19 protein-coding genes are annotated in these 21,223 nt (G+C 60.7%); 14 read left to right on the top strand and 5 right to left on the bottom strand.

Translation table 11 applies throughout. The annotated features are described in order from the left end of the window. Window positions 1-249 precede the first annotated feature (249 nt). Complete coding sequence (locus Q5Q88_RS00470) at window positions 250-1,959, bottom strand: OPT/YSL family transporter (RefSeq protein ID WP_118654235.1); 1,710 nt, start codon at window positions 1,957-1,959, stop codon at window positions 250-252. A 90-nt stretch (window positions 1,960-2,049) separates the two neighbouring features. Here Q5Q88_RS00470 and Q5Q88_RS00465 point away from each other — a divergent pair, with 90 nt between their 5' ends. Beyond that, window positions 2,050-2,898, top strand: a complete 849-nt coding sequence (locus Q5Q88_RS00465; RefSeq protein ID WP_233546232.1) for a type III pantothenate kinase — start codon at window positions 2,050-2,052, stop codon at window positions 2,896-2,898. Window positions 2,899-2,904: 6 nt separating this feature from the next. Here the strand turns inward: Q5Q88_RS00465 and Q5Q88_RS00460 are convergent, their stop codons facing one another. After that, window positions 2,905-3,303, bottom strand: a complete 399-nt coding sequence (locus tag Q5Q88_RS00460) for a hypothetical protein (protein ID WP_302741114.1) — start codon at window positions 3,301-3,303, stop codon at window positions 2,905-2,907. A gap of 395 nt (window positions 3,304-3,698) precedes the next feature. On the opposite strand from Q5Q88_RS00460, the gene Q5Q88_RS00455 reads away from it, so the two are divergent. The 10 genes from Q5Q88_RS00455 (at window position 3,699) to rlmH (ending at window position 13,500) form a co-directional block, all read left to right on the top strand. Further along, window positions 3,699-4,730, top strand: a complete 1,032-nt coding sequence (locus Q5Q88_RS00455) for a 3-deoxy-7-phosphoheptulonate synthase (protein WP_294123251.1) — start codon at window positions 3,699-3,701, stop codon at window positions 4,728-4,730. Window positions 4,731-4,990: 260 nt separating this feature from the next. Then, a complete protein-coding gene (locus Q5Q88_RS00450; RefSeq protein WP_302741112.1) occupies window positions 4,991-6,037 on the top strand; it encodes a hypothetical protein in 1,047 nt (348 codons plus the stop codon). After that, the gene (locus Q5Q88_RS00445; protein WP_302741110.1) at window positions 6,034-6,909 is read left to right on the top strand and encodes a class I SAM-dependent methyltransferase; all 876 of its coding nucleotides are present in this window, start codon (window positions 6,034-6,036) and stop codon (window positions 6,907-6,909) included. The genes Q5Q88_RS00450 and Q5Q88_RS00445 overlap by 4 nt, the downstream gene beginning before the upstream one ends. Before the next feature lie 87 nt (window positions 6,910-6,996). After that, entirely contained in the window at window positions 6,997-7,761 is a 765-nt protein-coding gene (locus Q5Q88_RS00440; protein WP_294123247.1) for a ChbG/HpnK family deacetylase, read from the top strand. A 129-nt stretch (window positions 7,762-7,890) separates the two neighbouring features. Further along, window positions 7,891-8,736, top strand: a complete 846-nt coding sequence (locus Q5Q88_RS00435) for a patatin family protein (protein WP_294123244.1) — start codon at window positions 7,891-7,893, stop codon at window positions 8,734-8,736. Between the two features lie 471 nt (window positions 8,737-9,207). Beyond that, on the top strand, window positions 9,208-10,149 hold the full coding sequence (locus Q5Q88_RS00430; RefSeq protein ID WP_118654242.1) for a hypothetical protein: 942 nt from the start codon (window positions 9,208-9,210) through the stop codon (window positions 10,147-10,149). Between the two features lie 48 nt (window positions 10,150-10,197). Continuing rightward, a complete protein-coding gene (locus Q5Q88_RS00425) occupies window positions 10,198-10,695 on the top strand; it encodes an ABC transporter transmembrane domain-containing protein (RefSeq protein ID WP_368076124.1) in 498 nt (165 codons plus the stop codon). Between the two features lie 44 nt (window positions 10,696-10,739). After that, window positions 10,740-11,114 (top strand): YbaN family protein, encoded by a 375-nt coding sequence (locus Q5Q88_RS00420; RefSeq protein ID WP_294123242.1) that lies wholly within the window; start codon window positions 10,740-10,742, stop codon window positions 11,112-11,114. A gap of 201 nt (window positions 11,115-11,315) precedes the next feature. Continuing rightward, complete coding sequence (locus tag Q5Q88_RS00415; protein ID WP_302741105.1) at window positions 11,316-12,947, top strand: aminotransferase class I/II-fold pyridoxal phosphate-dependent enzyme; 1,632 nt, start codon at window positions 11,316-11,318, stop codon at window positions 12,945-12,947. Window positions 12,948-13,029: 82 nt separating this feature from the next. Next, on the top strand, window positions 13,030-13,500 hold the full coding sequence (gene rlmH / locus Q5Q88_RS00410; RefSeq protein ID WP_118654245.1) for a 23S rRNA (pseudouridine(1915)-N(3))-methyltransferase RlmH: 471 nt from the start codon (window positions 13,030-13,032) through the stop codon (window positions 13,498-13,500). Between the two features lie 246 nt (window positions 13,501-13,746). Here the strand turns inward: rlmH and Q5Q88_RS00405 are convergent, their stop codons facing one another. Next, the gene (locus Q5Q88_RS00405; RefSeq protein WP_040360524.1) at window positions 13,747-14,307 is read right to left on the bottom strand and encodes a ferritin family protein; all 561 of its coding nucleotides are present in this window, start codon (window positions 14,305-14,307) and stop codon (window positions 13,747-13,749) included. Window positions 14,308-14,935: 628 nt separating this feature from the next. Here Q5Q88_RS00405 and Q5Q88_RS00400 point away from each other — a divergent pair. Then, window positions 14,936-15,913, top strand: a complete 978-nt coding sequence (locus tag Q5Q88_RS00400) for a hypothetical protein (protein ID WP_302741099.1) — start codon at window positions 14,936-14,938, stop codon at window positions 15,911-15,913. Between the two features lie 137 nt (window positions 15,914-16,050). Here Q5Q88_RS00400 and Q5Q88_RS00395 read toward each other — a convergent pair whose 3' ends face one another. Further along, window positions 16,051-16,581 carry a cysteine hydrolase family protein gene (locus tag Q5Q88_RS00395; protein WP_118654247.1) on the bottom strand — a complete coding sequence of 177 codons (531 nt, stop codon included), beginning with the start codon at window positions 16,579-16,581 and terminating at the stop codon, window positions 16,051-16,053. A gap of 172 nt (window positions 16,582-16,753) precedes the next feature. Here Q5Q88_RS00395 and Q5Q88_RS00390 point away from each other — a divergent pair, with 172 nt between their 5' ends. Together Q5Q88_RS00390 and Q5Q88_RS09245 are read left to right on the top strand one after the other, a co-directional pair. Then, window positions 16,754-19,327 carry a Sau3AI family type II restriction endonuclease gene (locus tag Q5Q88_RS00390; protein WP_302741096.1) on the top strand — a complete coding sequence of 858 codons (2,574 nt, stop codon included), beginning with the start codon at window positions 16,754-16,756 and terminating at the stop codon, window positions 19,325-19,327. Further along, window positions 19,264-19,422 carry a hypothetical protein gene (locus Q5Q88_RS09245; RefSeq protein WP_366921401.1) on the top strand — a complete coding sequence of 53 codons (159 nt, stop codon included), beginning with the start codon at window positions 19,264-19,266 and terminating at the stop codon, window positions 19,420-19,422. Before Q5Q88_RS00390 ends, Q5Q88_RS09245 begins: the two co-directional genes overlap by 64 nt. A 27-nt stretch (window positions 19,423-19,449) precedes the next feature. Here Q5Q88_RS09245 and Q5Q88_RS00385 read toward each other — a convergent pair whose 3' ends face one another. Further along, window positions 19,450-21,165, bottom strand: a complete 1,716-nt coding sequence (locus Q5Q88_RS00385; protein WP_158574852.1) for a DUF262 domain-containing protein — start codon at window positions 21,163-21,165, stop codon at window positions 19,450-19,452. Between the last annotated feature and the right edge of the window lie 58 nt (window positions 21,166-21,223).

Below are 21,223 nucleotides of genomic sequence, written 5' to 3'. Positions count from 1 at the left end.
TTTTTCAAACCTATGGTTTCTCACATTGCAGAAGAGACTCACATTGCAGAAGAGAGATGCCGCCGCGTTTTCTTTACCGCGTTCTCTTTGTCCAATACCTAGAGTCGTCCCATGATGGCATGACCTATGAAGAGAATGACGCCCAGTGCGAAGAGCGGAGCGACTGTGCGCTTGGGGACTTGGTACGGATGCGTGCACATAAAGCCCGCGCCCGCAATCCGCGCCGCCCCTGCATCTTCGTTCGCGGATTTACCCGAAGAGTCCCCCCGCGACGGACATGAGTGCAATGATCACGCCCACAATCGACTCGCCGCCAAGCACACCGGAGGCGACGATGATGCCAGATTCGTCGTGTGTGGTTTCCTTCGCGTTATCGACCGTACCAGTGCCTGTCTTACCGGCGCTCCGCGCGGAGAGGCGGTCGTATGCCCACTTGACGCATGCGCCGAGTGCGGCGGATATGGTCATATAGAACGGCAGGTACACACCGAGGCCGAGCATCATGGCGGGGATGCCCAGGCAGTGCAGGGCCACGCCGCCTACAAGTCCGATGACGAACGCGCCCACGCTGGGGATGCCCGAAACCATGGTGGCGACCACGCTTGCCTGAGCGGAAACGAACAGCTTGCCCGGCCCGAAGGACTCAGGGCCGTATGCGGACAGCAGCGCCACCATCACCGCTACGGCTATCACCGTGCCGAGCAGGGCCCCGATGGCCTGGCCGATCCACATGGCGCGCGGACTGGTGCCCAGGATGTGCCCGGTCTTGAAGTCGCTCATGACGTCGCCCGCAAGGCCGCACGCAACGGCTACCACGCCGGCGACGAAGAGCAGCTTGACCTGGTTGGTCTCGCCCAGGGCGGCGACGGCGAGTAGCACGATGAGGCCGAAGATCTCCATGGGGTCGATTCCGGTCTGTCCGACCGACTGGGCACTCATGATGGTGGTCACGAATGCGAGCGCCACGACCGCGATGCAGACGATTGGGGAGAGGCCGAGGCCAAAGCAGATAAGAAGCGCCGCCGCCGCGACGAACAGGGCGAGGACACCGCGGTCGCGCGGCGTGACGCCGCCTGCCCCGGACGTCGCACCGGCATCCGTCTCGGCCGCACCCCGATGCCCACGCGTTCCTCTCCAGGCACGCGCGGCCTTGGGCAGGATGTCGTGCACGACGACGCCGAGGCCCGAACCCATCATGAGACCCATGCCAAGGCTCGACACGATGCCCTGCGCGCTTGCCACGTCCCAGAGCCCCGCGGTGCTGCCGCCCACGATGATGCCGAAGTTCGCGATAAGTCCACCGGCGAACCAGAACGCCACGGCGGCACCTCCCACCAGAAAGCCCACGGAGAGCAGCATGGGGGAGTTGTAGATGCCGAACGACACGCCGGGAATGGGCAGGGCGAGCAGCATGGAGGGAATCACGCCCGCCAGGTCGCGCAGCGCGCACCACAGTCCCGCTGCCGCCATGGATCCGAACAGTTTCCTGCCCGTGGCACCGCCTGCACGGCTCGCCATGAGGGTCTCGGCGGCGGCGGTGCCGATGGGGTACTCGAGGTCGGATTCCTCGACGAACCTCTGCCTAATCAGTGCCGTGCACACCAGGCCGAGCAGTGTGCCCGCCAGAGCCACGGCGAGCATCTCGACCCAGCCGGCCTTATCGCCCATGCCGAGCATCCAGATGCCGGGGATGGTGAAGGCCAGGCCACCAGCGACCATGGAGCCTGCCGACATGATGATTTGGGTGACGTTCGCCTCGCTGAGGCTCGTGCGGCCGAGGGCTCGCAGGAGCACCAGGGCGGTAATGGAGGTGAAGATGGTGGGCCACGGCAGCGCTCCCATCTTCAGTGCGGTGTAGACCGACGAAGCCGTGATGATGACGCAGCCGATGCAGCCGATGATGACACCGGCAACGCTGATTTGCCCGCGCCGAGGCGCGCGCTCGTTCGTTCGATTCAATTTGATCTCCCTCGTATATCCGCTCTCCCTCATTGGAGAGTCGGGTTACGGCATTAGGACCGCTATAGTGTAAGCTCGAAAGAGGAAAAAATGCTCGAGAACTTGGAGGGCGTCATGGGTGCCAGCGAGGGTTTTATCGAGGAGTCGACGTCTGTTCGCCCCGCGTTTGCCGAGGGTTGTCTGCTCGCGGTCGACGTGGGCAACACCGTGACCAAGTTCGGCGTATTCGTCGAGGACCGGCTGATGGGCACGTGGGAGATCACCACGCCCGCATCGTGCACGGCGGACGAGGCGTGGGCCCATGCTGCCCGTGCGATCGACATGCTCGACGCGCCCGAGCCCGGCTTTGCGATTCTGTCGTGCGTGGTGCCCAGTTTGAGCGACGTGTGGGACATCGCGTTGGGCAAATTGTGCGGCACGCGTCCCTATGTCGTCGGTCCGGGTATTAAAACCGGTATCCGCATGCGTTATGACGATCCAGCTGAGGTGGGCTCCGATCGCGTGGCGGACGCCGTGGCGGCACGCGAGGCCTATGGGGCGCCCGTTGTGGTGGTCGATCTAGGCACGACGACCAACATCGAGGTCGTGGACGAGTCGGGCGCGTTCGCGGGCGGCATCATCGCGCCCGGCGTGGCCCTGGGCGCCCGGTCGCTCACGTCTGCCGCCGCGCGTCTGCCGATGATCGAGTTGCGTGCGCCCGAGCGGGTTATCGGCCGCAGCACGCGTGCGGCCATGCAGTCAGGTGTGGTGCTGGGCGAGGCGGCGCGCATCGACGGCCTCCTTGACGCCGTGATGGGCGAGCTCGGCTGTGATGCCCCCGTGGTGATTACGGGCGACGGCGCGGCGCGCGTCGCTGCCCTCATCGCCCACGAGGCCACCGTCGACGAGGCCCTCACCCTGCGCGGTCTGCACCTCATCTGGCGTGCGAATCGACGCTAGCTTCAATTAGGTGACAGACGCAGAATTGAGATCCGTGGCTATTTCCATGGCAACGCATTCAAGCGGTTCTTTGGGCGGGCTTGTGTAGAAAAAGGTCACATCGACGGGGTCTCCGACCTCAAAACCTTCTTGTCCAAGATGGCCTTCCGGCACCTCGAATAAAACGGGTTCATCGCGGAACGGAAACTCGGCAGGATCATGGTCGGTCAATTCTATTGAAGCGCGGGATCTTTCGATGTCGATAGAACGAATTATGCCCGTTGCGCTCGACAGATGAGATGAGCTGCTGTTTACGGGAATCCTGAGGAAAACAAGGGGGATTAAAACGACGCATGCTGCAAACAGGGCGGCTCCAATGCCAAGCGGTCCGATTGTGCGGCGCTGAGTGTCTTCTCGGTCTCCCATGCTCGGATCCCATCTCTAGCTTGGGTTGCGTGCTGTATCTCGGTATCATAGACGGTAATTCGATGTCGAACGCGCCGATGCTCGAGATCGAATGAAGATGTGGAAAACAATCCTCTACACCACATCATAGATGAACGCGCATGAGCTTCACGGGCATTTGTGCCTTGAGATGCGCGTATGGCGCATATGACGCGCAGGTTAAATCGTTTGACCAACGCCCTGGGCGCTGTGCGTCGTGAGCGATAATCTCCCCTACGAAAAAATGCGTCGCGTCCGTGGCCTGTCGGTCTTGTCGAGCTTGCGTTGCCCCGGATCGCCAAGCATCGCGCAGCATCCGACCTGCCATGCGCCCGCTCGACGCACCCCGACCGCCGCTCAACCCGTAAGGAGCTCTTATGGCCATGCACTTCAAGCGCCTACTGCCCATACCCAAGGACATCCGCGAGGAGATGCCCCTGCGCGCCGACCTCGTCGAGGCCAAGCGTGCATTCGACGCCGAAGTTGCCGCCATCTTTCGCGGCGAGGACAGCCGCCGCGTACTCATCATCGGCCCCTGTTCTGCCGATCGCGAGGACTCCGTGCTCGACTACATGACCCGCTTGGCCGAGTTGCAGGAGCGCGTCCGCGAGCGCTTGCTCATCATCCCGCGCGTCTACACCAACAAGCCGCGCACCAAGGGCACCGGCTACAAGGGCCTGTTGCACAATCCCGACCCGGAGGCCGGCGACGACCTGCTCGAGGGTGTCAAGGCCATCCGCCGCATGCACCTGCGCGTGATCGAGGAGACCGGCTTCTTCACCGCCGATGAGATGCTCTACCCCACGAACTATCAGTACTTGGTCGACCTGCTGTCCTATGTCGCCGTGGGTGCCCGATCGGTGGAGAACCAGGAACACCGTTTGGTGGCGTCCGGCATTTCGGTGCCGGTGGGCATGAAGAACCCCACCGCGGGCTCCACGAGCGTCATGCTCAACTCCATCTACGCCGCCCAGGCCGAGCAGGGCTTCATCTACCGCAACTGGGAGGTCGATACCCCCGGCAACCCGCTGGCCCACGCCGTGCTGCGCGGCTACATCGGCCTCGACGGGCGCACCTACCCCAATTACCATTACGAGCACCTCGAGCGTCTGGCCGAGCGCTATACCGAGGAGGCCGGCTACGCCAACCCCGGTGTGGTGGTGGACTGCAACCACGACAACTCCGGCAAGCGCCCGCTCGAGCAGCTGCGCATCGCCAAGGAGGTGCTCGACTCCTGCCGCCGCAACGAGGCCATCGACGGTATCGTCCGCGGCTTTATGGTGGAAAGCTACCTGGAGGACGGCAACCAGCCCGTCGACGGCGGCGTGTACGGCAAGTCGATTACCGACCCGTGCATCGGTTGGGAGAAGACCGAGCAGTTCGTGCTCGACATCGCCGAGCGCGCGTAATGCCGTCCATCTGCACGTAACGCTCCTGCCCGCGCGTAGCATCGCGGCTACGGTCGGCGTCCCGGTCTGCGCGTAACGCCGTCCGCGTCGCATCTTCGCCGCCTGAGTCGCCCCGCTTCCCGATGGAGGCGGGGCGACTGCTAAAATGGCAGCAGAGATTTGGCAGCGCGGCATGGTTTGGTTGCCGGGCTCTGTACCGGCCGAGCGTCCGCGCCCCCTCGGGCGCGAATCGGACTTGGCCGCACGATTGCGAGGCGCATATGAACGGACTCGATCGCCGCGGCACGGACCGCGACCGCACGCGTGAGCTGGACAAGTATGGGTATGTCGAGGTTGATCGGGGTTTTGACGAGGGGTACCCCGATGGTGAGTCTCGGGACGCCGCATTCATGGATGTCGGGGATCCATCGGGCGCCGCGGCACTTCCCGGTGCATCGATGCCCGACCGTACACGTTGGATTATCACGGCGGCCCTCATCGTCGCTGCGCTCGTGTGCTGGTTCATTCTCCTGCCGCATTTCTCGTCGCCATCGGCACACGCTGATGTGATTGACACGATCGACGAAAAGATTGACAACGTGCTCACGCTCACGGCGGGTTCGGCGGGCGCTTCGGCTCTCATCTCCGCCATCCCTGGCGATGCGGGATCGCCCATCGCCGACAAGCTCATGGACCTCAGCACGGGCTTTCTCATCGTGCTCGCGGCGCTCTTCCTCGAGAAGTACCTCATCGCCATCTTCAGCGCTGCGGCGCTGGGGCTCGCATTTCCCATCGCGGCGCTGTTCGGCATCGCCGTGGTGTGGCAGTGGGGGCGCAGCCCTTGGGTGAAGATCCCCCTGGGTATTGGTGCCAAGCTGGCGGTTCTCGGTGCCGTTCTGCTGTTGGCGATCCCCACGAGCTCATGGGTGACCAACCGGATCGACGCCACGTATCAGACCTCCATGCAGGAGTCCATCGAGTCGGCGGAAACGCTGGCCGAGGGCGCTGCCGAGGCGGAGAAGAGCGATGAGAAGCAAAACGAGGGCGGTATCCTCGGCTTCTTCCAAGACGCTATCGACACGGTGACGGGCGGGATCTCGAGTGCCGTCGAAGGTGCGCAGGAGTCGCTCAACCAGTTCATCGAGTCGCTGGCGGTTATGCTCGTGACCTCGTGCTTGATTCCAATTCTTGTGCTGCTGTTCTACTTCTGGGTCGCCAAGATTCTGTTGGGCGTGAACATCGACATTCCTGCGACAGCCTCCGCGCTCAGCCCGCGCAAGGTGCGTCGTCGCGTGTCCGGCGCGTTCAAGGGCGGCGACCGCGCATGACGGACCGGCTCTTCGTGGATGGAATTGAGGTTTCGGGCGAGCGGTCGACTGAGGGCGCATTCCGCATGGCAGCGCCGGCGAGCGGCCAGGCCGAGGACGCGCCCTGCATGGCGGCGCCGGCGATCATGGTTGCGTGCGGGAACGACGCCCGTCGCGCCGAGGCAGATGCCCTTGCGGCGCGTCTGGGCGCGCCGCTGGTCGACAGGGCTGAGTCGGGCACCTTGCACCTCAGGGTCACGGGGGAGGGTCTCGCCCTTGCCCGCGACGGCATGGAGCTCAGACCGGATTTCGCGGAGCTGCTGCCCCGTATCAAACAGGGCGTGATCCAGCGCGAGATGCTGGTGAAGGCGGCGCGCGTCAAGGGCGTCGACCGTCCGCGCGCCGTGGACGCGACCGCGGGCCTGGGGGAGGACGGGTTCCTGCTCGCCGCCTCCGGGTTCGATGTGACCTTGTGCGAGGCGGACCCGGTGATTGCCGCGCTACTGGCGGATGCGCTCGAGCGCGCCGCCCATAACCCGGCGCTGGCTCCGGTCGTTGCACGCATGCATCTGGTGGAGGGCGACAGCCGCGTCACGCTGATGGGGCTCGGGGAGACGCCCGACACGTGTCCCGACGTGGTCTATCTCGACCCCATGTTCCCCGGTCGCACCAAAAGCGCCGCGGTTAAGAAGAAATTCCAGCTCATCCACGGCCTCGAGCGCCCGACGGACCCGCTTGACGAAGACGATCTGCTGCGGGCTGCCCTGGCGGCCCGCCCGCGCAAGATCGTCATCAAGCGCCCAATCAAAGGCCCGCACCTCGCTGGCGTCAAGCCCAGCCATAGCATCGCTGGCAAGGCCGTCCGCTACGACTGCATCATTCCGCCCCGCTGACGGGCGGTGATGCCGAGCGACAGGGGCTCGAGGACGAGGGCCTTCAGGTGCAGCGTTTCGCCTATTGGCGGACGAGAGGAGACCATCATGAAATACCTGCTTATTCGCGCCGATGATGTGGGCTATTCCTACGCCGTCGACCTGGGCATCGAGCGGAGCGTCCGTGAGGGCCTCGTGCGCTCGGTGGGCGTGATGCCGAACATGCCTGAAGCCGAGCGCGGCTGGGGCCTCATCGCTGATTGCGACATCGCAGCTGGTCAGCATACCAATGTCTGCCTGGGAAAGCCCTGCGCCGATCCGGCCCTTATCCCGAGTCTCCTTCAGGCGAACGGGGAGTTCAAGAGCAGTCGTGAATACCGCGCCAAGTACAAGGAGGGCGTCGATTTCGTCGACTTCGACGAGGCGGTCATCGAGATTGAGGCGCAGCTCAAGCGTTTCATCGAGATCGTCGGGCGCGAGCCGGAATACTTCGAGGCGCATGCGGTGCTCTCCGAGAACCTTAACGCCGCGATCGCCCAGGTCGCGCAAAATCACGGTTATAAATGCCAGGTCCCCTCGTTCGACTTAACTGCTGTGGTTACCTGCGGCGATACTCCCGTGCGTATGGTCATGCGCTCCCAGACGCCGGGTTACGATCCCGCCGCCGCGATTCGTGAGACGGTCGAGGAGATGAAGGACGGCGAGACGGTCGTGTTCGTTTGCCATCCGGGCTACCTCGACCATTACATCCTCACGCATTCGTCGCTCACCGAGGACCGTACCAAGGAGGTCGATGCCCTGCTCGACCCCGACCTGCGCGCTTGGCTGGAGGGCCGGGGCGATCTCGAGCTCATCGATTATCGCGACCTGTAGGGTTTCCTGCTGGGAAAGCGGGCCCAGTCGGAGGGGCGGGCGCAGTTCAAACGCGCTCGCCCCCTTTTTCGCGATGGGCGTAGAATTGCCTGTCGAAAGAGGCGTGATACGAGGAGGGGCGAGGCGCAGATGACGGCGGGATTGGTACTTGAGGGCGGCGGCATGCGTGGCCTGTACACGGCGGGCGTCCTCGATGTGTTCATGGAGCATGGGATCGAGTTCGACCATGCGGTGGGCGTGTCAGCCGGTGCCGCGTTCGGCGTGAACATCAAGTCGCGTCAGGCCGGCCGCGCCATTCGCTACAACAAGCGCTTCTGTGCCGATCCGCGTTACGCCAGCATGCGCAACCTGCTGCGCACGGGTGACCTGTACAGCGTCGATTTCGCGTATCGCACGGTTCCTCTCGAGCTGGATCCGTTCGATGTCGAGGCACTGCAGGCGAACCCGATGCGCTTCACGGTGGTGTGCACCGATATCGTGACGGGGAAGGCCATCTACCATGACATCGAGCGCGGTGACGAGGAGGATCTTGATTGGATCCGCGCCTCCGCGTCCGTGCCCATGCTGGCAAATCCCGTCCGCCTCGACGGGCACATCCTGCTCGACGGTGGCATCGCGAACTCCATCCCCGCGATGTGGATGGTTCGCCACGGATACGACCGCAACGTGGCGATCCTCACGCAGCCGGCAGGTTTTCGCAAGGAGCCCAACGGCCTCATGCCCATCCTGCGCCTGACCTTGCGCAAGTACCCTAGGCTCATTGAGCTGCTGGCCAACCGGCACGAACGCTACAATGCACAACTCGATGACGTTGCTCGTCTTGAAGCGGAGGGGCGTCTGCTCGTCATCCGCCCGAGTGAGTCGGTAAAGGCGCCCATCTCGGTCAAAGACCCCGAGGTTCTTGAGCGCGTCTACCAGGTGGGTAGGCGCGACGGAGAGGCGCGGGTTGCGGATGTCGAGCGCTATCTGGCGTGAGGTGTGCGCGGGCGTGATGACGACCCCGAGTGCCGACGCTGGCATGAGGCGTGCACGGGCGAGATGGCGAGCCCGAACACCTGGCGTTGCCGCAGGGCATGCATGGCCTGCGACGGTGAACCCGAACGCTGAAGTTCCGCGCGTGTGATGTCGAAATTGAAGCGCTACTATCGTGATTTTCTCGACATTACACGCGCGGTGCCGTTTCGGAGCGTCGGCGCCATCGCGGAGGGGGGCAGTGCTTGTTCACAAACGGAGCGAATGCGGAACCTGTGTGTCACGAAATGTGCACGCGGGAATCAAGGCTGCGGCGCGTACACTGGTTTACGGCGGCATTCGAGGCTCAGATGGAGCGTGCCGCATGAGACGCCGGAAGGCGTGGAGATGGTGCCAGACATTTTTGAAAGACGTGAGTGGCGCCGGGGCGATCAGCCCCCGATAGCGCGCCTGCGGGCGCAGAAGGAGGACGACATGTCCGAGAACATCGAGAACGAGAACGAGATCATGGACGAAGCCACTGTGGCCGTCGAGGCCACCGAGGCTGCCGAGGTCGAGGAGGCCGCCGACGACGTGGCCGAGACCGCTGCCGAGTCCGAGGACGCCGACGCCGAGGAGGCCGCCGAGGAGCTCTCCCTCGACGACCAGCTGTTCGACAAGGTGCAGAAGGCTGCTCGCCTGCTGCGCAACCGTAAGTTCGCCATGGGCCGTGAGGCTGAGGCCGACGCCGCCCGCGCCAGCGAACTGATGCGCGCCCTCAAGCTCCTTGAGCTCAAGCCCCAGATGGAGCAGAAGGAGATGTCCGACCTGCTGGGCATGCGTCTGCGTGAGCTCGACGGCATCCTGCGCGAGGCCGAGGAGGCCGGTGCTGTGACCCGCGTCATGCCCGAGGAAGAGGACATGCGCGCCATCCTCGTCTCCGCTAACGAGAACGCCGAGGAAATCGCCGCTTCTCTGGGCGGCAAGCGCAAGAAGCTCATCCCCCAGCTTTCTCAGCTTGACGCTGAGGATATCGTGGCCCTCATGGACAAGCTCATTGACCCGCTCACCGAGATGGGCCTGGATAACGACGACCGCAACTCCCGTGGCGGTTTTGGTGCTCGCGGTGGCGACCGTGGTCCGCGCAAGGACTTCGGCGGCCGCGGCGGTGACCGTGGCGGTCGCGGTGGCTTCGGCGGCCGTGGCGGCGATCGCGGTCCTCGCAAGGACTTTGGCGATCGCGGTCCTCGTCGCGATTTCGGCGACCGCGGCGACCGTGGTGGTCGCGGCGGCTTCGGCGACCGTGACCGCAAGTTCAGCGATCGCAACACGCGCGGCGGGTATGGCGACCGCGGTGGCCGCGGCGGCTACGGCTCTCGTGACGACCGTGGTGGCCGTGGCAACTACGGCGACCGTCGCGGTGGTAGCCGCTACTAATCGTCCCGGCCCGTATTGCCGCACGTTTGACGGCAGAGTGGGCACAGCGTGAGATGCTTGCATGAAGACGCTCCGATCCGATTCTTCGGGTCGGAGCGTTTTTCATATCGACAGGGCCCCCGGGTGCCGTGCAGAGGTATAAGCGCGACGCATTGTTCGCTCGGAGCATCACTGCTCGCCGTGTGTTTCTCGCGCGCCGTCAAGCGCACGCTGCGCACCCAACTCTACGAGAAGCTCCTGCGCCTTGGGGCGACGTACCGGCAGACCGCGGCGACCTTCGAGGTCGTGCAAGTCGCCGCTGAAGGCGTGGAGCAGCTCGAGACTTATTTCGCGGCGTACCTACTCCAGCTGTTCTACGCGATGCTCGCTCCACCCACGCTTTTCGCGGTCCTTTCCACCGTGAGCCTGCGCGCGGCACTTGTCCTACTCGTGTGCGTGCCGCTTATCCCCGTGTCGATTGCCGCGGTGCAGACGTGGGCGAAAAAACTGTTGAGCAGGTATTGGGGCCAGTACACCGAGCTGGGCGACACGTTTCTGGAGAACTAGGCGGGCTGGCACCACCATCTGCCCAATGCCGGGGAGGATGCCCAATGAACTTGAGACGATGCGCGTATGCGACGTGTGGGTGCCCTGCTCTGGCTCTGGGCGCCGTCGGCGCTGTGATTCCCCTGTTGCCGGCGTTTCCATTTCTACTGTTGGCGGCGTTTTGCTTCGCTCGGGCTTCGGAATGCCTCAGCCAGTGGTTTTTGGGGACCAAGCTGTACATGGAGAATCTTGAGGGCTATGTGTCGGGTCAAGGCATGACGCGCGCGGCGAAGGTGCGCCTCATGGCGGTGGTGACGGTGCTGATGTCGATTGGCTTTGCCCTGATGTATCAGGTGCCCGTCGGGCGCATCATCCTCGTGTGCGTTTGGGTGTTCCACCTCGCCTATTTCACGCTCGGCGTGAAGGAGCGCCGCGCATAGGGCAGCGCTTCATCCGGAGTGGGGGCGCGCCCTGTTGGATTGCCGGGCTGCGCGGGCGCCGCGCCTCGCGCCCCGCGTGGCACCGATGCCGTGCGGGGCGTTGCTTTCGTTTAAATTGAACTAATTGAACTTAGAATTGAACTCATATGGTAAACTCCCAGAAATTGAACTATAAGTTCAATGGATATGTTGGGAGTGCCGATGGCTGAGAAAAAGCGCATATCTGTCGATTCGCCTGCCACGGCGGAATCGTTCGCGCAGCACTTGCGTGAGGGCATGGACCGTCGAGGGCTCAAGCAGGCCGACTTGATTCGGATGGCGAGCCAGCGAGGGGCCAGGCTCGGAAAGAGCCAAGTGAGCCAGTACGTGAGCGGCAAAACCTTGCCGCGCCGCGCGGTTGTGCAGCTGCTGTCCGATATTTTGGAAATTGAACCTAGCTTCTTGATGGGGGAGAGTGCGCCCTCCGCGTGCACGACCTCCGATCCCCCCGGGCGAGCCGAGGCGCGGCCTGCCGCCGCCCCCGAGCCCCGCATCCACATGAGCCGCCTCGACAAGAACACCAACTCCGTCAACTCGGCCAGCTCGCACCCCGAAGGGATTATCATGTCCGACGCCATCCGCACCTTCAGCAAGTCTTCCAAGCTCGATAACGTTCTCTATGATGTCCGCGGTCCTGTGGTCGACGAGGCCGCGCGTCTCGAATCTGAGGGCGCTCACATTCTCAAGCTCAACATTGGCAACCCTGCACCGTTTGGCTTTCGCACTCCTGTCGAGGTCATCCAGGATATGCGCGAACAGCTTCCCGACTGCGAGGGCTACTCCGACAGCCGCGGTTTGTTCTCCGCACGCAAAGCGATCATGCAGTACGCGCAGCTCAAGGGCCTGCCCAACGTGAGCATGGACGGCATTTACACGGGCAATGGCGTGTCCGAGCTCATCAACCTGTGCATGCAGGCCCTGCTCGACACCGGCGACGAGATCCTCATTCCCGCGCCCGACTATCCGCTGTGGACCGCATGCGCCACGCTCGCCGGTGGCACGCCCGTGCATTATCTTTGCGATGAGCAGGCAGATTGGAACCCCGACCTGGCCGACATGGAGGCCAAGATCACCCCGCGCACCAAGGCGCTCGTCATCATCAACCCCAACAACCCCACGGGTGCGGTCTATTCCAAGGACGTCCTCGAGGGGATCGTTGAGATTGCACGCAGACACCAGCTCATGATCTTTGCGGACGAGATCTACGACCGCCTGTGCATGGACGAGGCCGAGCACGTTTCCATTGCGAGCCTGGCGCCCGACCTGTTCTGCGTCACCTTCTCCGGTCTTTCCAAGAGCCATATGATCGCGGGCTACCGCATCGGCTGGATGATCGTGTCGGGCAACAAACGCCTGGGCAGCGACTTCATGCTCGGCGTGAACATGCTCTCTAACATGCGCCTGTGTTCCAATGTGCCGGCGCAGTCCATCGTGCAAACCGCGCTGGGCGGGCACCAGTCTGTCAAGGATTACGTGGCGCCCGGCGGTCGCGTGTACGAGCAGCGCAACTACGTGTACGAGGCGCTGAACGCGATCGACGGCATTACGGCGGTCAAGCCCAAGGCGGCGTTTTACATTTTCCCGAAGATGGACGTGAAGAAGTTCAACATCCACGACGACGAGCAGTTCGCCCTCGACCTGCTGCACCAGAAGGGCATTCTCATCACCCGCGGCGGCGGCTTCAACTGGCCCGAGCCTGACCACTTCCGTATCGTGTATCTGCCGCGCATGGGTGTGCTGCGCGAGGCGATGGAAGATCTGGCTGAGTTCTTTGAGACCTATCGTCAAGCGTAGGGGCGCCAGCCACAGGGTGCGCGCCGATTCGTGTGGCCCCAGTGGCGTGAGTCGCGCCATGGCGTTTATCGAGGAGGATTCAGTGAAGATCACCGTGGTCGCAGTGGGCAAGCTCAAGGAGCGTTTTTGGGCGGACGCCTGCGCGGAGTACGTAAAGCGCTTGAGCGCGTATGCGAGCATCAAGATGGTCGAGATCCCCGACCGTGATCCGGCAAAGACCGGTGGCGAGGAGGCGGGGCGCGCGCTTGAGGGCAAGGCCATTTTGGCGGCGATTCCCGAGCGGTCGCATGTGGTGCTGCTCGACATTGGGGGCAAGGAGCGTTCGAGTGAGGAGATCGCGTCGCATCTAAATGACCTGATGCTACGGGGGGAGAGCTCCATCACCTTTGTTATCGGTGGTTCGTGCGGTGTGTCGTCTGAGGTACGCGCTCGCGCCGACGAGCGCCTCTCGTTCGGGCGGATCACGTTGCCGCACAACTTGGCGCGCGTGGTGCTGCTTGAGCAGGTGTACCGTGCATTCAAGATCATGCGTGGAGAGCCCTATCACAAGTAGCTTGCTTCTGATGCGCGCCGCTCGCAAGCGGAGCGAGGCTACCTTCGCGGGCGTGGAGTAAAAAACCGGGCTGTGATAGATGGCGTCCATATTCGGGTACGCCCTATATGCTGCGCCGTGACAGCGCCAGCGTTCAAACGTTTCATATAGACGGCGACATGTGGTGTCATGTTGGTTGAAAAAACGCCGACCTCAGGAGGCCGGCGTTTTTTCGTTTGTGTAAGCTAGGGGACTTGCGACTAAGACTTAGCCGAAGTAGCGCTGCAGCAGGCCAGCGAAGGCCTTGCCATGACGGGCCTCGTCGCGAGCCATCTCGTGCACGGTGTCGTGGATGGCATCCAGGCCAGCGGCCTTGGCGCGCTTGGCGAGGTCGAACTTGCCGGCGGTAGCGCCGTTCTCGGCCTCAACGCGCATCTCGAGGTTCTTCTTGGTGGAGGTGGTCACGACCTCGCCCAGGAGCTCGGCGAACTTGGAAGCGTGCTCGGCCTCCTCGTAAGCGGCCTTCTCCCAGTACAGGCCGATCTCCGGGTAGCCCTCGCGGTGGGCAACGCGGGCCATGGCCAGGTACATACCAACTTCAGAGCACTCGCCCTCGAAGTTGGCGCGCAGGTCGGCGATGATGTCCTCGGAGACGCCCTCCTCGTGAGCAACGCCCACGATGTGCTCGGCGGCCCAGGTCATCTTGCCCTCCTCGACCTTGGTGAAGCGGTCGCCGGAGACGCCGCACTGGGGGCACTTGAAATCGGCGGGCAGCTCCTCGCCGTCGAACTCCTCAACGTAACCGCAAACGGGGCAAACGAACTTCATGTTTGTTCTCCTTTGAACACAGGCGATTGCGCGGGCGAACCGGTGGGTGGCTCGCGCTCGGACAACTGCATTATGGCACAGTTCCAGAATCATATGGGCCTAAAACGGAAACATATTAGGATTCATTCTTAAATAGTTCACAAATGAGCGAACGTGCAGTTCAAGGCCTTAGGGAGATGGTCATGTAATGGCGATCGGCGTGTTAACGGGGCAGATGGGGCGTTCAAGTGTCCGTCCGAACAGGCCAAGAGCTGATTGGACCCCTGCTTTTGTCTGGACGCTCAGGGAGGGGTGGCGGCGGGTGGTTCTGCGGCGGCAACGTGGCACGCGAAAAAGCGCTCAAGCCCTCAAAAGGGGGTCACAATATATCCGTTTTCGGAAAAGTGGTCAAAATACCCTGATTGTGCGCTGAAAGCGGGGCCAAAACGCTCGTGCATATTTTCTGGCGCGGGACAATCCTGGGGTTTTGTCGATGGCGGCTGGAGGCAATGGGTGCCAGGGCGCGTGGTCGGCGGAATCAGTTTGCCCAATCCTGGGCAAACGCAACTGCGTCACTGATTGCTCAGCGCACAATCAGGGTATTTTGACCACACTGAGCAAAACGTATCGGGCCGAGGGGGCGACGGTCATGAGCGTATGCATTTTTGGAGAGTCAGCGCTCGAATTTATGCGATCGAGCGGACGATTGGCGCCGGAGTTTTTGGATAGACCACGCACGCAAAAACTGGATGGCTGCGGCATATCGCCAAAAGCTATGTTTGCGGACGACATGGGGCGTTTGGGTGCGAAAACGCGTCCCGTGCACATCCTGGTGTCCAAAGAGTCGGGCGCCCGCAGCCGCGACGACATCGTGTGCCACCGCAGCGCGGCGGAGTTGCCACCTCGTTCGCTTATTTACGTGAATAGGGATGTTTTAGTGACGAGCCCGGCTCTGACATTTCTGCATCTTGCAACAGTGGACCTGCACAAGAAGCGGCAGCGCACCGTCGAGGAGCTGGCGATGATCGGCCTCGAGCTGTGCGGAACCTACCTCCTCGATGATTCATGGGATGGTCTTACCAACACGGCGAAGCCCCTGACTTCCGTCGAACAGATCGCCCGTGTGCTGGATGCGATGCCCGGAGCGCCGGGGATCGTCCGGGCCCGCGAGGCGCTTGAGCTGGTCGGTGACGGCTCCAACTCGCCCATGGAATCCGTTCTTTGCGCATTGCTTACCTGGCCGCGGCGACTCGGTGGTTATGCCCTCGGGCCTGTCTCGCTCAACCATCGCGTCTCAACCGCCGACGGGGACCGCTATGTGGACGTTGCATTCCCCGGTCATAAGGTCGGTCTCGAGTACAAGGGCCGCAAGTTCCACACGATCGAGCAGGTCGAGCGCGACGACCGCAGGCAGAACAAGCTGGTTGGCTCGGGCTGGACCATATTGAACGTCTGGTACGAGGACATTGTCGAAGAGCATCTGTACAACCAGCTCGTCGTGGACGTTGCACGTGCGATGGGCATTCGGCTGAGAATCCGCAGCAGCGGTTTCGATGCGCGTCGCAACGTGCTGCGCATGCAGCTCATCCCAGCATTCAAATGGTACGCTGCAGCGTTGGCACGGTAGCTGGCCAAAAAACAAGAACGCCGCCAATCGCAAGGTCGCGAGAGACGGCGCGGGGTGAGGCCCGTGCGTGGGTATGGGGTCTGTCTCAGGCGGGTCATCGGGGCGAAAGGCCGCCGCAAAACGAGGCCCGAGCCCGGTTACAGGATTTGCACCTGACAGCTCGCCATGGTGGTGATCGCGGCGTCGTGCGCGGCGGGGGTGACGCCGGCGCTCAGGGCGGGGTTCACGCTGAGCGGGACCTCGGGCAGGTGCGCCTTGATGGTGAGGGCGTTGCTGACCACGCAGATGTCGGTGCACAGGCCGCAGAGTTCGATGGAGTCGATGGGCTCGGCGTCGTTTTGCGCGACGAGCCAGCGGGCAAGGTCGAGCGATCCGAACGAGGGCTTTTCGAACACGGGAGCGCTGCGGTGGGTGCGAACCGTCTCGAGGGCGGGTGCGAGCTCCCAGCCGGTCGTGCCGGCGATGCAGTGGGGAATGGGCAGGTTGCGACCCTCTTGCGTGGTTGCGTAGTCGCTGCCGTGGGTGTCTTTGGTGAAAACGACCGTGCCGCTGAAGCTGCTGGCGCGTTGGGCGACCGCCTCGACGATGGCCTGCGCCTCGGGCGTGCCCAGGGCGCCGTCGATGAAGTCATTTTGCATGTCGATGACGACAAGGTAGGAGTTGGACATGGCGAGGGCTCCTTTGGTGTGGGAATTGCGTTGATCAATATTGTATAGGCGATGCGAAGGGAATACGGGCAAGCATTGGTTCCCGCCAATCCGACTGCACCTACTTTGAGGAACGTCTGTTCGATCGGTACAATACAGAGATCGAACAGGCGTTCCTAATAAGGTGGAAATCGTGGACGCAACCCTGGAATATGACAGCTCTTCAATTGAGTCAATCCTTGCGTATGCCAAGCGTCTTGAAGGCCATACGCTCAGGGAGGAATGCCCGGGACTGGAGCGAGTCGAGGACCCACATAAAAGAAGGGGGTCGTTCGGCAACGCGGTTGAAAAGTACTACTTCCATTATGAAATCAATAGCGACCCTGATGCGGATTTTGCCGAAGTTGGAACTGAGTTGAAAACGACTCCGCTCAAACAATTGAAAGACGGGCGACTTTCGGCTAAAGAGCGTCTGGTAATTAGCATGATCAATTATATGAGCGTTGTTGATGAGACTTGGGAGACGAGCTCGCTTCAGAAGAAGCTACACCAGATCTTGCTCATTGCGTACCAATATGACAAAGAGCTCAATCCCGTTGATTATCTCGTCAAGCTTGTGGAGCTCTGGGGAATTCCGGATGAAGATATCCCGACGTTCAAAAGGGATTGGGATATCGTCGTGCGGAAGATTCGCCGAGGCAGGGCTCATGAGCTGTCCGGTTCGGACACCTTGTATCTGGAGGCAGCGACCAAAGCGGCGAATGCCGCGAAGCGAACGGAGCAACCGTATTCGGATGTCCCCGCCAAGCCGAGGGCTTGGGCAATAAAGCCTTCGTATATGACAGTCGCGCTCAACGGCATGCTAGAAGCACAGGCAATTCGCAGGGACAGTGGAAGTTCGGGGCTCGATTTGCTTGCGTTGGTGAGGCGTAGATTCGAGCCATATATAGGCTTGTCGGAAAACGAATTGGCGAGCGTGTGTGGATATGGGTGGCAGGGAAATAGGAAGCCCAAGAACCTTTGCGCGCTTATAACGAAGCACATCCTGGGTGTCGACGAGGATTCTCGCATCGCGGAGTTTGAGAAAGCGGGCGTGAAGCCAAAGACGATGAGGATCAAGTGCAACGGAATGCCCAAGGAGTCGATTTCATTTCCGACGTTCGATTACTGCGACCTTGCGATATGTGAGTTCAATTCCAGTGACTTTAGGCGTTACTTGGCTCAGAAGTATCTCTTCGTTGTATATCGGGAGGACGCGGCCGATAAAGGTACGTTTAGATTGGCTGAGCTGCTCTTTTGGCAGATGCCCGACATGGACCTGCTGGAAGCGCGTCGCTGTTATGAGGAAATGCAGCGGCGGGTGAGATCCGGTCATGCGGACCAGTCGGTCAAATCAACGGAAAATCGGTGTTGCCATGTAAGGCCGCATGGCAGAAACAAAGCAGATGTGCTTCCGACGCCTTATGGATCGTTCGAGACGAAGAAGTGCTTTTGGCTGAACGCGCGTTATATCGCATCCGAGATCGATAGAGTAAGGCGGGATTTGCGCGCTCCGACTGATGAAGCGCTTGAAGAGAGGCTAGGACACAGCGGAATGACTGGAAACGTGATACGAGTTGCGGAATTGTTCGCGGGGGTTGGCGGTTTTCGCCTGGGTCTTGAGGGCTATAGCAATGAGGATCATCCGGAGTTTGAGATGCCCGCTGCCGGGCCGTTCGTGACGGTTTGGGCGAATCAGTGGGAGCCCCAGGGCTCTCCTGCCAGGCAGTTTGCTGCGCGTTGTTATGAAGAGCGATTCGGCTACGGTTCCGTGGTCAACGAAGACATACATGCGGTTTTGGGCGCTTATGAAGTGGGAGAGATCGATATTCCCGATGTGGATATGGTTGTCGGCGGATTCCCCTGTCAAGATTACTCCGTGGCAAAGCCCCTGTCACAGGCAAACGGTATTGAGGGCAAGAAGGGTGTTCTATGGTGGGACATCTATCGGTTCCTGCGTTTGAAGCAGCCCAAGTACTGTCTGTTCGAAAATGTTGATCGCCTGCTCAAGAGTCCCGCGTCGCAACGCGGTCGCGACTTCGCAATTATTCTGTCTTGCTTGGCTTCGCTTGGATATTCCGCGGAATGGCGTGTGGTGAATGGAGCGGATTACGGGTTCCCGCAGAAGCGCCGCAGAGTGTATATCTACGCAGAGCGGACGGAAGACGCTTGGGATCTGAAGGAACGACTCCGCGCGGGTGTTATGGCGGATGCGCTTCCGGCGCGATGCGTTGCGACGGAAGCGACGATTCCGATTTATGACGATCCTTTTGAGAACACGGAGCGCTTCGGCGTGGGGCTTAAGACATCCCCGTTTCAAAATGCGGGAGTCATGCAGGGCTGTACAGTTATGACCGCAAAAGTCGAGGCAGCGTATGAAGGGCCGAGCAAGACGCTGGGCGACGTTCTCGTTTCCGATTCTGAGGTGCCGGAAGAATTTTTCGTCGACGAGGCGAAGCTTGCCAAATGGCGCTATTTCAAGGGTGGGAAGAACGAGCCACGCGTCAACAAAAAGACGGGCTTTACGTATCGGTATTCTGAGGGCGCCATGGCTTTTCCCGACCCCGTTGACGCGCCTGCCCGAACCATCCTTACCAGTGAGGGGGGGGGTCGGCTTCTCGAAGCAAACATATTGTCGCGACGGCGGACGGCAGGTATCGCCGTTTGGTCCCAGATGAGCTCGATCAGCTTCAGGGCTTCCCGAGAGGCTGGACGGACACCGGCATGACTGATGTCAACCGTGCGTTCTGCATGGGAAACGCCCTCATCGTGGGCATACCGCATTTAATCGGCAAGGCGATTGTCAACAGGATGAATAATTGACGCCATGCCAGCGCGTTGTGCCCAGCTTTATATGAGCAGGATTCTGACTGTGTCATCTGCGATAAGCTTTGCGCGTCTTTTAATGATGCTGTTGGCGAGCTCGCGATTGCCAGATGCAATAGCCCCGATTGCATCCTCTAAGTCTTGCTCAGAGAAATAGAAAGACTCCGTGATGAGCTTTGTGTAGCGCTCATCGGTATTGACCTCATAAAGGGTTTTGGCTTTCTTTCGGTTGTTGAGCCCTTTGGGCAGGAACATGCAGTTACCTATGGAATTGCCAAATAGCGCCTGCCTAGTTTTCTCGTCCGCCGCTTCGAAGTATTTTTTCGCAATGATGTGCTCGAGCTCGAAGCTCTCTCCATTTGGAACTGTTTTCGCCAAGTAGGTTAAATTGGCATGAATAGTGATGATCGCCTTGGTCTCCCCATTGAACCGAATTCCCGCCGTGTTGGATGAAAGCCATTGGTCGAAAGCGGATTCGAGTTCGCGTTGGTCAACGGGGGTAAGGTAGTCGCGTTTTTTATAGCTTGGCTGATACTCGAGGAGGCGCTGGTCGCCGGCGGAGCTCCAGACTCCCGTAAGGGCGTCGAGCAGGTAATGGCCCTTAATGTTCCTAAGGGTGTGACGATACTCAGGTGAGTCAGGATCCAGGTACCAAAGCGCGGCAAAATAAGACAGGGTTTTGAAATTGGTCGAAAGTGCCCGGGCGTATTCGTCACTTTTGTTGGCCTTGACGACCTTCAACATTTTTGAAAACACGTCTTGCAGATTGCTGCAGATGCGCTCGGTCTTTTCCAGGATGATCTGGAGATTGGATTGGATAAAGTCGGAGTAGTCGAGTAGCTTTCCCAATTTTCGATTATCGAGATCGACGGCGACGCCCAGAAGGCCGAATCCGAGTTCAGCAATCTTATTGTCGGTTTGAGGGGCGAGTGAATTCAGGTGCTCCTGCATGTACATTCCAAGAGCGATGGCGAGGTCGGAGAGGGTGATTATTCTAGTCGCGGTCAATGCATCTTCAGAAAAGTCATCGAGTTCAAAAGCTGCTCCCTTTCCCATGGATGTGTAGTACTTCTTTACATTTTCCAAAATGTCGTTTTGAAGTTCGGATGTAGAGAGTTTGATTTGCGTGTGTATCCAAGCGGCACTGAATACCTGGTATTTCGATAATTTAACGCCACCTTGATTCAGACGAGAGAAGACCTCTGCGATAAGGCTCTTGTCACCGATGAACTTGATTGCGGGTATGAGGAGGCTGGAGAAATCGACATAATTGGATAGCTCCTGCTCGATTCTTCCAAATTCCGCACGCACGGTTTTCCGGCTCGCCTTGTCATCGATATCGTCAAGCCAGTCATCGAGAGAACGCCTGTCTTGATGAAGGAGGTTATCAAATTCTGACTCGCTGAGTTGGGCACCGTCCGGAAGGGAGCTGTTGATTGAGAGAAGTGCACTTCCATAAATCTCTGGGTTCAGTGGTTTCCAAAACTTAAGACGGTCGCGGTTGAATTCGATGATGGTTGATAGTCTCTGCTGGCCGTCTATGATGAGGAGGTTGGCATCCGGCTCTTGGCTTTCGGGATAGACCAACACCGACCCGAAGGGCAGTCCCTCATGAAGAGTATTGATAAACTGCTCTTTTTTGCTTCTTGGCCACACGAGCTTACGCTGGAATCTTGGCAACTTAATTCGTTCCAGATCGATGGCGGGAATGTTGATGATTTCGTATTGGACGGTGTGCATGGGATGCCTCCTTCGACTGGCTGCATGATCTATCAATGCGCTGCTCGGCGTCAAGTTG

Source organism: uncultured Collinsella sp. (assembly GCF_959026545.1).
In the GTDB taxonomy this organism is placed as follows: Bacteria; Actinomycetota; Coriobacteriia; order Coriobacteriales; family Coriobacteriaceae; genus Collinsella.
This window is presented reverse-complemented; position numbering and strand designations above follow the sequence as displayed.